The sequence below is a fragment of the Cerasicoccus frondis genome, from assembly GCA_031296915.1.
Taxonomy (GTDB): domain Bacteria; phylum Verrucomicrobiota; class Verrucomicrobiia; order Opitutales; family Cerasicoccaceae; genus Cerasicoccus; species Cerasicoccus frondis.
This window is the reverse complement of record JAVDPC010000005.1, coordinates 261,170-271,849: the sequence shown is the minus strand read 5'-3', so window position 1 is coordinate 271,849 and position 10,680 is coordinate 261,170. Positions and strand designations below refer to the sequence as shown.

At 56.7% G+C, this 10,680-nt stretch carries 13 protein-coding genes; 7 read left to right on the top strand and 6 right to left on the bottom strand.

Annotated elements, in window-relative coordinates:
- Positions 1-188 precede the first annotated feature (188 nt).
- Complete coding sequence (locus tag RBB63_RS06375) at positions 189-992, bottom strand: hypothetical protein (RefSeq protein ID WP_309382252.1); 804 nt, start codon at positions 990-992, stop codon at positions 189-191.
- 557 nt (positions 993-1,549) lie between these two features.
- On the opposite strand from RBB63_RS06375, the gene hpnH reads away from it, so the two are divergent.
- The 6 genes from hpnH to RBB63_RS06345 all read left to right on the top strand — a co-directional run bounded on the left by hpnH (position 1,550) and on the right by RBB63_RS06345 (position 6,342).
- A complete protein-coding gene (hpnH, locus tag RBB63_RS06370) occupies positions 1,550-2,755 on the top strand; it encodes an adenosyl-hopene transferase HpnH (protein ID WP_309382250.1) in 1,206 nt (401 codons plus the stop codon).
- Between the two features lie 32 nt (positions 2,756-2,787).
- Positions 2,788-3,423 carry a hypothetical protein gene (locus tag RBB63_RS06365; protein WP_309382248.1) on the top strand — a complete coding sequence of 212 codons (636 nt, stop codon included), beginning with the start codon at positions 2,788-2,790 and terminating at the stop codon, positions 3,421-3,423.
- Positions 3,424-3,440: 17 nt separating this feature from the next.
- The gene (locus RBB63_RS06360; RefSeq protein ID WP_309382246.1) at positions 3,441-4,055 is read left to right on the top strand and encodes a hypothetical protein; all 615 of its coding nucleotides are present in this window, start codon (positions 3,441-3,443) and stop codon (positions 4,053-4,055) included.
- A gap of 54 nt (positions 4,056-4,109) precedes the next feature.
- Positions 4,110-4,685, top strand: a complete 576-nt coding sequence (locus RBB63_RS06355) for an NUDIX hydrolase (RefSeq protein ID WP_309382244.1) — start codon at positions 4,110-4,112, stop codon at positions 4,683-4,685.
- Between the two features lie 63 nt (positions 4,686-4,748).
- Complete coding sequence (locus RBB63_RS06350) at positions 4,749-5,735, top strand: adenosine kinase (RefSeq protein ID WP_309382242.1); 987 nt, start codon at positions 4,749-4,751, stop codon at positions 5,733-5,735.
- The gene (locus RBB63_RS06345; protein WP_309382240.1) at positions 5,719-6,342 is read left to right on the top strand and encodes an HD domain-containing protein; all 624 of its coding nucleotides are present in this window, start codon (positions 5,719-5,721) and stop codon (positions 6,340-6,342) included. The genes RBB63_RS06350 and RBB63_RS06345 overlap by 17 nt, the downstream gene beginning before the upstream one ends.
- Positions 6,343-6,486: 144 nt before the next feature.
- On the opposite strand, the gene pspC is transcribed toward RBB63_RS06345, so the two are convergent.
- The 3 genes from pspC to pspA are packed head-to-tail and all read right to left on the bottom strand — an operon-like array spanning position 6,487 to position 7,812.
- Positions 6,487-6,870 carry an envelope stress response membrane protein PspC gene (gene pspC, locus RBB63_RS06340; protein ID WP_309382237.1) on the bottom strand — a complete coding sequence of 128 codons (384 nt, stop codon included), beginning with the start codon at positions 6,868-6,870 and terminating at the stop codon, positions 6,487-6,489.
- The gene (locus RBB63_RS06335; protein WP_309382235.1) at positions 6,867-7,106 is read right to left on the bottom strand and encodes a hypothetical protein; all 240 of its coding nucleotides are present in this window, start codon (positions 7,104-7,106) and stop codon (positions 6,867-6,869) included. The genes pspC and RBB63_RS06335 overlap by 4 nt, the downstream gene beginning before the upstream one ends.
- 40 nt (positions 7,107-7,146) lie before the next feature.
- Positions 7,147-7,812: a phage shock protein PspA gene (gene pspA, locus RBB63_RS06330; protein WP_309382233.1), complete on the bottom strand. Its 666-nt coding sequence runs from the start codon at positions 7,810-7,812 to the stop codon at positions 7,147-7,149.
- Between the two features lie 213 nt (positions 7,813-8,025).
- Here pspA and pspF point away from each other — a divergent pair, with 213 nt between their 5' ends.
- Positions 8,026-9,060, top strand: a complete 1,035-nt coding sequence (gene pspF, locus RBB63_RS06325) for a phage shock protein operon transcriptional activator (RefSeq protein WP_309382231.1) — start codon at positions 8,026-8,028, stop codon at positions 9,058-9,060.
- 228 nt (positions 9,061-9,288) lie between these two features.
- Here pspF and RBB63_RS06320 read toward each other — a convergent pair whose 3' ends face one another.
- Together RBB63_RS06320 and pyrC are read right to left on the bottom strand one after the other, a co-directional pair.
- Positions 9,289-9,612, bottom strand: a complete 324-nt coding sequence (locus RBB63_RS06320; protein ID WP_309382229.1) for a hypothetical protein — start codon at positions 9,610-9,612, stop codon at positions 9,289-9,291.
- Positions 9,613-9,670: 58 nt separating this feature from the next.
- On the bottom strand, positions 9,671-10,660 hold the full coding sequence (gene pyrC, locus RBB63_RS06315; RefSeq protein ID WP_309382227.1) for a dihydroorotase: 990 nt from the start codon (positions 10,658-10,660) through the stop codon (positions 9,671-9,673).
- Positions 10,661-10,680: the final 20 nt, after the last annotated feature.

Here is a 10,680-nt window from a genome sequence, read left to right as displayed (position 1 = left end):
GCTGACTCAGCCTGCTTTTTCTTTCATACATTGCTGCTATAGTAAGAACTTTTTCAGTCCTTAGCTAGGTCAGCCCCTTAATTTTTAATTTGCTCACTTTAATCTCCGCGCCATCGGCGCGGGCAAAAAATAGCCCCGCTGCGTCACGCAAATAAGACGTCAGCGGGGCCGGGAGGGAGGAGAGTCGTTTAATTGCCAGCTGCTACTGCAGATGGGGAAGACTGGACAATGAAATTGATGTCATCGACCTGGATGCTGCGCGGGTTGTAGTCGCTGCCTTCGGTGGGGTTGAAGACGATGAAGTGCGTCAGGTCGGAAGCGCTGGCAGTTTGAAACTTGAAGACGTCTTGCTTGGCGTTGCGAAAATGGGTCAGCTCGGTGCGTTTGGTGAAATCGCCGCCTTGAATAAAGAGTTTCACTTCGTCCCGCGAGTTATCGATGGTCACCCACAGGTCGTACCAGATGTCGGGCTTGATTTCGGGCGCAAGGTCTTCGTAAGCCTTGTTCATGCGTCCGCGATTGTTGACGAGGATTTCGTCCTTGGAGCTGCCCAGCACGGCGAAAGTCGAGTTGGGGCGGGAGCCTTGTGAAGGATCGCCCAGCGTCCAGCCGACGTTGAGGTCTTCTTCGCCGTCGACGTTACGGCTGGTCATTCCAAACACGCCCCCCCAGTAACGTGAATCCGCCAAGGCGCGAAATCGCAGGTAAATAATGCCGGTTGCGCCTTCGGGGATCGCCAGGTTCTCCAGATGTTGGTTGGTGGCGATTGCTTGACCGGGGCCGATCTGGGCAACGTGATTGCCATTCTCCAGCATCACAATGTCCCCGGGCTCAAAGCCAGCCAGATTAACCCAGTTCTTACTCACGCTAACTCGCTGATCGTGGTGGTGTCCCTCGAAATCATCGATGCTTATCCAATCGCCAGCGAATGCAGTTTGTGCGAAGAATAGGCCGCCGATGAAGGCGCGCGTTGCGTTGAGTAGGTAGGTCATATTCAGGGGTAAAACAGAGTTGGAACGTGGGGGAAATTCTAACGGATAACAGGTTTTTAACAATAGGGTTTGGGGCCCAATTGCAAGGGTTATTTGCTTGAGCAGACTTTGGACTGTAGCGGCTTTCTTCGCGGGCATGTCGTTTTGTTTGTTGGATTTTTATTGGCCTTAAGCTGTTGTTTTTGAATGTCTTATGGTGAAGTTTGAAATTGATCAATCGAGTGCGAATTTAATGTTTGATCTCTGTTTTACCTAACTCGATCCACCCCTTGGCTACCGGAAATTTTTATTTAAAAATAGGGTATTTGCTTGTCGTTTCGCCATTGGTCTTTGGGTTGATGCTGAGGGCTGCCTCCTACTGGCCACTGCTGGCGTTGGCCTCGGGTTAGTCTGTCCGGGGCCTGCAGGGCGTCATCGTGAAGGTTGTGGGTTGGTGGTTTTGGCCGCGCTTGGCAGCCTGAGTGTGATGAACGGCATTCATTGGAAGGACTTAACCTTGGCACGGCCTTAGCTTGACAGATCATCAATCTGTCTATTGCATCCCGCGCTTAAAGCTTATGCCAGTTCCAGTTTCCCAAGCCGCAACCGTCGCCACCTATGTTCTCAAGCAGAAGCTTGCGGGCCGTAAGCACTACCCGCTCGTGATGATGCTCGAGCCGCTGTTCCGCTGTAATCTGGCGTGCGAGGGCTGCGGTAAGATTCAGTTTCCGGACCACATTCTGAAGAAGCGAGTCTCGGCGGAGAAGGCGCTGGCGGCAGCAGAAGAGTGTGGCGCCCCGATGGTCTCCATCGCTGGCGGCGAACCGTTGATCCACCCGGAGATTCAAGAAATCGTCGAGGGGCTGATCAAGCAGGGCAAATACATTTATTTCTGCACCAATGCGCTGCTGCTCGAGCGCGCGCTCAAGAAGTTCAAGCCCAACAAGCAGCTTTCCTTCTCGGTGCACATGGACGGCCTTAAGGAAGAGCATGACCACTCGGTTTGCCGCGATGGCACCTACGATATCGCATTGTCGGCCATCCGCAAGGCCGTCGATATGGGCTTCCGTGTGACGACTAACACCACGCTTTTCAACACCGCCAATCCCGAGCGCGTGCGCAAGTTCTTCGACGAGATGATGGAAGTCGGCGTCGAAGGCATGATGCTTTCCCCCGGCTACGCCTACGAAAAGGCGCCGAAGCAGGACATTTTCCTCGGCCGCAACATCACCAAGGCGCTCTTTAAGAAGATCCTCGGCGATTCGAAGAAGGAGTGGCGCTTCAATCACTCGGCAAGCTTCCTGGCCTTCCTCCGCGGCGACATCAACTACGAGTGCACGCCATGGGGCAACCCGACTTACAACGTCTTTGGCTGGCAGAAGCCTTGCTATCTCCTTGCTGACGGTTACGTAAAGACCTTCAAGGAGCTTATCGAAACCACCGAGTGGGAAAAGTATGGCCGTGCGGGCAAGGGCACCGACGAACGTTGCCTCAACTGCATGGTTCACTGTGGTCATGAAGCAACCGCAGTGGATGACACTTTCACGCCCATGGGCTTGGTTCGTTTCCTTAAGGCCGTGAAAAACTTTGGCCGCCCGGCAGTCTTGACGGCGGAGGAAGAAGAGATTCTTGCCAATCAGCCAGCCTATCAAGGCGCTCACTCCTGTGCTTCCAATACGTCCGACGGCGAAAAGTCCGGCCGTGACGAATTGATGGAAGCCATTGCCGCAAACCGTGGTCAACAGGAAGTGAAGACGACCGAAGAGCCGATCAGCCGCTCTTAACCCCCCCCAAGAGCGCTGGCTGCCACCCCTTTATGCCAGTTTGGAGATTGTTATTGCTGTGCCTGTGGCCTGCGGTGGTTTGGGCGAACGCACGGACTTGGACGGACCAGGAAGGGCGCAGTTTCGCGGGCGTGATGCTCGATTTTACGCCCATGATGGTGACGATTGAGCGCACTTCCGACAAGCGGTCCTTCAGTTTCGAACGCAGTAAGCTCTCCGAGGCAGACAATGCCTACCTCGACCAATTGGCGCTTCAGGCGCGGATGGAGGAATTCCTCAAGGACGTCCCAACGACTTACCGCGACGCTGACCGGCTGTCTCAGCGCAAGCGGCGCCCGGTCTACATTATTTATCGCAATCAGGAGGACGAGGCTGCGTTTGATGCCCGGGTCGACCGCTTGGTCAACACGCCTGAGTTGCGGGAGCTTCTGGCGGGCAGGGTGGTTTTGGCGGTTGTCTCCGAGCGTGATGCGGAGTTTGAGGCGGAGTTAGGCGATTGGGTCGGCCAGTGGCCACAAGCCTGCATGGTTGTTATTTACCGTGGCGATGAGAAGGCCCTGTTCAATTTCGATGACTTTGACAAGATGCGCGGGAAGACGGAAATGGAGTTTTTTCTGGCCCAAGTGAGAGAACAATTAGAGGATGTAGAACGTTTTTACGGTTTGTAACCACCCAAGGCTTCATCATGAACTCCACCATCTTCAGCATGCTCGCCCTCCTGCTCATGCCACTGTGCCTTTTGGCGCAAGTGCGGACCTGGACAGATACGCAGGGGCGGAGCTTCGAGGGCTTGTTGCTGGGCTACGATGAAAATGAGGTGCGCATCGAGCGCACCAGCGATAAGCGCCAGTTTAAGCTGCCGCGTAATAAGCTCTCGGCTGAAGACAACGCTTACCTCGATCTGCGCACGCAGGAGGCGGCCTTGGAAGAACTGCTCGCGGACGCGCCGAAGTCATTTGATGAGGCGTTTGAGAAGACCATCGATGACCGGATGCCTATGCTGGTCTTTTACCTCAATGCAGGTGGGGCGGATGAATTTAACCGCCTGCTTGCCCGCCAGTTGACTAATCCTGATTTTCAGGCGTTGATTGAAGACGAGGCCTTCATCGTGGTGATCCGCGATAAGAACGTGGATTTGGAGGGCTTGCTCTACCGCTACGGGAACAATGGCAAGCCCTGCATGGCTTTCGTTAAGGACACGCGGACCTATGGTCTTCGCAATTTTGAGGCAATGTCGTCGGACCGGTTTGTCAAGGTGGTCAAGGACATGTTCAAGGAGTATAACCAGAGCAACTATTAAACTTTTCCTGGGCGCGTGCTTGCGTCGGCGCATTGCCTGGGCTACGCATCGGGCATGAGTCATTTGCCGCCAAAGGATTGGGAGCTCATTCGCTCGACCCACCATGCCGACTGCAAGGTCTATGAAGTCGTTAAGGAGCGGTTTCGTCATCCTGGTGACGGGCGTGAGGGCGACTTCTACACCATGAAATGTCCGGACTGGGTGATGGTCCTGCCGCTGACGACCGCTGGGGAAATCGTCATGGTGCGGCAGTTCCGCTTTGGCGTTCGTCAGGGCTCCTGGGAAATGCCGGGCGGCGTGATCGACCCGCATGAGAACGACCCGATGGTCGCCGGCCCGCGTGAAATGACCGAAGAAACGGGCTACGTAGGCGATGCGCCGAAATACCTCGGCTGGTGTCACCCCAATCCCGCCTTGATGGACAATCGCGCGCACTTCGTCTTGGTTGAGAATTGCCATTTGCGCCACGAGCAGGACCTCGACCCCAATGAGGAGCTTCAGGTCAAGGTGTTCACTTTGGCGGAAACCAAGGCAATGCTCTTGCGGCAGGAAATTACCCACTCCATGGCGATCAACGCCTTGTTCTGGCTGGAGCAATATTTGGCGGGTGAGGCGGCGCCGTCGGCGTAGAGATTTTGAGCTTACCGGGTTTTTTCTTTGCATTTGGGTAAGCGGAAGTGAAATCCTTTGTGCATGGAAAAACCCTTCAAGCTCATCGGCGTTGGTTCGCCGGTCGTCGATACCCTTGCGAATGTGAATGACGCCTTTTTGGGCGCCCATGTGCCTGGAGCGAAAGGTGGCATGGAGCTCACCGACGCAACTGCGCTGGTCAAAATCATCGGCGAGTTGGAAGGGCCGCTGGTTCAGGCGCCCGGCGGTTCGGCGGGAAACACCGCAGTTGGCGTCGCCAACCTGGGACTGCCCACGACATTCCTCGGCAAGCTCGGCAACGACGCGACGGCAGCTTTTTACCGTGACAGCTTTAAGGCGATTGGCGGCGACATCGAGCGGTTTAAAACCGGCGATGTGCCCAATGGGCATTGCTTGTCACTGGTCACGCCTGATTCTCAGCGCACGATGCGCACTGACCTCGGCGCGGCGATGACGCTTAGTCCAGATGAGGTAACGCCGGAGGACTTTGCCGGTGTTCAGCATGCGCACATCGAGGGCTACCTGCTCTTTAACCGCGACTTGCTTTACCGCGTGCTCGAGTGCGCAAAGCTGGCTGGCTGCACGGTCAGCCTCGACCTGGCGTCGTTCGAGGTCGTGGGCGCCGCCAAGGATATCTTGGCCGACATCCTGCGCGACTCGGTGGACATCGTCTTTGCCAATGAAGACGAGGCGGGCGCCTTCACCGACATGGGCGAAGATTACATGGGCATGGCGGCGCATTTGGCGACCCTGTGCGACATTGCCGCCGTTAAGCTGGGCAAAAACGGCTCCCTCGTTCAGCAGGGCGATCACCTGCATCGCATTGAGCCGTTGATCGTGGACAACGCCATCGACACCACGGGCGCCGGCGACCTTTGGGCGGCTGGATTTCTCTATGGCTGGCTGACCGACAAGGACTTGCCGACCTGCGGTCGTTATGGCTCGGTGCTGGGCGCTGAAGTGGTCCAGGTGATGGGCGGAGCGATCCCGGCCGACCGCTGGGAGGTCATCCGTGGCCAACTTGCCTGAGCTTGAGCAGCGCTGGCGGGCGCTTTGCGATGCCTACGAATTGCAGGGGCAGCCCTGTAGTTGGGGTGAGGTGGCGGCGGCCTACGGTCAGCCGCATCGCGCGTATCATAACTTAGAGCACATCGAGCACTGCCTGCGGCTGCTGGACGAACATCGCTCCTTGGCGGAAAGCCCGGATGTGGTCGAACTGGCGATTTGGTTTCACGATTTCTACTACGACACGCGCGCTAAAGATAACGAAGCCCGCAGCGCCGATCTGGCGCGTGAATGTTTAGGGCAATCCGCTGGATGCCTCGCGTCGCAGGTTGCGTCATTGATCCTCGCCACGCAACACACGGGCGAGGCCCTATCCGGCGATGCCGCCTTGATGGTCGACATTGATTTGGCGATTCTGGGTTCTTCAGTCGACGCCTATAATGCCTATGTGGCCAAGATCCGGCAGGAATACAATTGGGTGGAGCCCGATGCTTATCGTGAAGGACGCTCGGGGGTGCTTCGTGGTTTCTTGAAGCGGAGCCGTATCTACCAAAGCGGCGCCTTCGATGGTGTCGAGCGACAAGCGCGGCAGAATATTGAGCGCGAGTTGGCTACTTATATGGTCCAATAAAAGCGGACAGCCCGGAGCCAGTGAGGCTCCGGACTGTGATGGCTAAGGGGCTCATGACCCCGGAAAAGTGCTCGCGTTGGGGATATTTGAAGCGGGATTAACCGTTGGATTACAATATCACTTCACGCGAACCTGTTTTGTGTGCTATTTTCCGGTGTTCAAGCGCCGTTCCCAATCGAACTCGGCGCTGGTTACGGAATGTTCCAGTCGGCGGGTGCGGCGATCCAGCTCCTCAAAGGTGCGTTGGAGTCGGCGCAGCGCCTGCTGGCGGGAGGTAGAGACGGTGGAATAAAATTCAAGCTCCTCCTCAGATTGAATCGGTGCGATGGGAGCAGGCTTCATGATGAGGCCGACAATAACGTAAACAGCCAATGGCAGCCAGACGCCCGTTAGTACTATCGCGGCGAGAATTCCCAGGCGCAGCCAGGTGACGGGTAAGCCGCGCCAGTCAGCAATGCCTTGGCAGACGCCGAGCACCCAACCATGGCGGGAACGATAGAGTGGCAGTTTGGGTGGCGTTTCGTTCATAATTCAGAATGTTTGTGGTTTCGTTCTTTGCTGATGACGATCGTCTCCAGGGCGTCAATTCGCTGTTCCAGCTTGCTCAGGCCTTGGTGGATTTCTTGCAACAGCTTGGTTTCGTCGGTGGAGAATTCCTCGTCGCCTGACTTTCCCTGGAGTATTGCGACGATTGCGATGATCGTGCCGCAGATAACCGGGATTCCGATGACGATGAATGTCGTGATGGCTGCGGATGAAAGCATGTATTTCAGTTTGTTGGAGGATGATACAATTGCGAGGCGATTACTTCTTGGCGCCGATTTTTTCCTTCAGGCCCGCCAGCTCAGCTTCGATCTCGTCGTCTTGCGCGAGTCGGGTGAACTCGTCTTCCAGGGAGGGCTTGGACTTCGGGTTGACGAGGTCGGCCTCGGCTTCCAGGCGGTCGATGCGGGTCTCGAATTGCTCGAACTTCGCGGTCGTGTTCTTGACGTTAAACTTGCGAATGTCGGTCTGCGCGCGCTTCTTGTTGGTGGCGTGTTCGTGGCGTTGCACGAGGACGCGTTGCTTGTCGCGGGCCTGCTCCAGCTTGGCTTCGAGCTCGCCAATGTCGCTTTGGTATTGGCCAACTACTTCGGCGTGGGATTCGGCTTCGGTGACGAGCTTGTCGACGCGTTCGGCATAGGCGCGTTTTTCGAGGAGCGCCTCGCGGGCCAGGTCTTCGCGGCCCTTGGAAAGGGCGAGTTCGGCCTTGGCGGACCAGTCGGCTACTTTTTGCTCGGCGTCGCCGCGAGCGCGGTCGACCTTGGCGCGTTCCGCCATGCAGCCGGCGCAAGATGCTTTGAGTTCGACCAGTGTGTCTTCCATTTCACGGATGACCTGCTTGAGCAGCTTTTCGGGATCCTCAGCCTTGTCGAGCATGGCGTTGAGGTTCGAACTGACGATGTCGCGGAATCGGGAGAATATACCCATGGTTTTTATTGGTGTTGAAGTTGTGAAGTGTTGATGTGTGGAATTTTTTGTTTCTGTGCCAGTAATATAGAACGTAGCGTGCCAACTGGAATTTTGATTTTGTAAGTGGATGATTGATAACAAAATAATGCAGTTATTGCGGGTTTCTTGAAGGAGTTGTGTATTAGCGAATTTATTTGAAAAATGGCGAAATGTGCTAAATGATTAGCGTTAATGTATGAGCTGGATGAACCGCTGGGGGAGTCGGACGCCTTTTTGGAATTTCAGGCGCAGTTAAGCCGTGCTGCGCCGGTTGAGCGCCCGGTTCTGTTGGTTGGTGAGCGGGGAACGGGGAAGGAGCTGGCTGCGCGACGCTTGCATTATTTGTCGAAGCGTTGGGATGGGCCGCTCGTTTCGCTCAACTGTGCAGCGCTGAGCCCGGGCGTGCTGGAGAGCGAGCTTTTCGGGCACGAGCAGGGCGCGTTTACTGGCGCCGCTCGGCGACGGGAAGGGCGCTTTGAGGCGGCCGATGGCGGCACGTTTTTCCTGGATGAACTCGGCCAGGCGCCGCTTGAGGTGCAGCGTAAGATCCTGCGTGTGGTCGAGTACGGCGTGTTTGAGCGCGTCGGCGGCAGTGAACCAGTGAGCGTGGATGTGCGCCTTGTCGCCGCGACAAACGCCGATCTCCCCGCGATGGCCAAAGCCGGAAAATTCCTGCCAGATTTGCTAGACCGCCTGGCTTTTGAAGTGCTGGCGCTCCCCCCCCTGCGCGTGCGGCGCGGGGATGTCAGTTTGTTGACGCGGCACTTTGCGGCGCGCATGGCCTCAGAGCTAGACCGCTACCCGCCGGACTTCTCCAGCGCGGCGCGCCGGGCGCTCGAAAACCACGACTGGCCGGGCAATATTCGCGAGCTGAAGAACGTCGTGGAGCGTGCGGTTTATCGGCTCGATTCGGACCAAGACGAAGTCGAGGCAGTGGACTTTGATCCCTTCGACACGCCTTGGGCGAGCCTCTTGGCGAGCACGGAAGGGACGCCGATTTTCAGTAATGCCCGGCCGGTTGCTGCGGAGCCAAGCGAGGCTGCGGCGGAAGCAATTTCTTTCGATCAACCGCTCACCGATGCCGTCTCAGCAATGGAAGCGCGGCATGTGGCTGAGGCATTGCGACGGACGCAGGGGCATCAGGGTAGGGCGGCGGAGTTGCTGGGCATTGGGTATCATCAGCTTCGGCGCCTGATGAAAAAGCACGAAGCGCTAATCGAGCTATAGGCGCGCAATGCGCTTGGTCAGCGAGTAAAGCTGCTTTTGAATTTCCACGGGGTCGTTCACCAGCAAGTAGATGCCCAGCCGCCGTTGATTAGTAATTCGCGAATGCCATGGAGCAACTCAAGCGTTTGCGCCTGCATGCTCCCAATGGCCTCGCCGCTCAGCAGGCCAATGATGATTCCCCCACCGGCAGGCTGGCGCTTTCGGGTGGCAACTAGAGATTTCTACCAGTTAAGTTTCAGTTTTATTTTCCCAAGCCTTTACGATCGCATGAAGGTGAGTTTCAAAACCATGGTTGTATGAAGACCAGGTTGATCGATCTACTATCGTCTCTCGCATTTCACGTGCTGACATCTCCATGTGTATAATTTCAAGTTCAAGTGCATGAATCCATTCAAGCGCTATGTCGGTGGGAATCATTACGCGATTTTTACCGTTAGTTGGCTCAAATACCATACACTGGTCATTAGCGTATTCGCATATATATGTAACTTTGTGTCCTGGCAGTGGAGTCTCAAGGAGTTTAAGTAGTTTGCTGAGTTTGGTGAAAGACATAAGTGGGATTAGTTTAAAGGCATTATATCACCTTTTCACTGTGGTTCTACGGTATTCGCTAAACTACGCTCCAGCCGAGCTGTTGGCCGGCCCACATGGGGACGACGTCGGCGTATTTTTCGGGGATGGTCATGGGGTCGTCGCGCAGGGTGATGATCTTTTCCGGCGGGGAGACGCGGTAGATACGGTGCGCGTTGTCGGAGACGAAGGCCTGGAGCTTGTCCAGCGCGTCGTGCTTGGCAAAGAGTTCCGTCATGAGCGGGAGGGTGATCGGCGCCGTGAAGACGCCGGCCGCGCAGCCGCAGCATTCCTTTTTGTGCTGAGGGTGGGGGGCACTGTCGGTGCCGAGGCTGAGCTTCGGGTGCGCGTTGAGCGCGGCGTTGAGCAGCGCATCGCGGTCTTCGGGCCGTTTCGCGATCGGCTTGCAGAACAGGTGCGGGTTGAGCATGCCGCCGGCCACGTCGTCGAGCGTGATGATCAGGTGGTGCGCGGTGACGGTCGCGTGGAGGTTCTCAAATTTGTCGAGCAGGGCCACGGCGTGGGCGGTGGTGATGTGCTCCATGACGATTTTCAGCTTGGGAAACTTCGTCGCGATCTGTTCGTAAACTGTTAAAAACTCGCGCTCGCGGTCCATGACGAAGCCGTTGGTTTCGCCGTGGACGAGCAGCGGAATGCCGAGCTCCTCCATCAGCGCCATGGTCGCCTCGGCGTCGGCCAGCTCCTTCACGCCGCCTTCGGAATTGGTTGTAATGCCCGCCGGGTAGAGCTTGATCGCGGTGATGTGCGGCATGGCCGCCTCGAGCTCTGCGCGTGTGTAGGAGCGGAAAAACAGCGTCATGAAGGGCTCGAAGGCGTCGCCTTGAGTCGCGGCCAAAATCTCGTCGCGGTAGGCGAGCAGGCGGTCGAGGTTGTCCACCGGCGGCACCAGGTTGGGCATGATGATGGCGCCCGAGAAATGCTGTGAGGTCAGCGGGGCGACGGTCTTGAGCATCTCCCCTTCGCGGAGGTGCAGGTGCATATCGAGCGGCGACTTGAGTTTGATTTCCATCACGGGCCACGCTACAACCG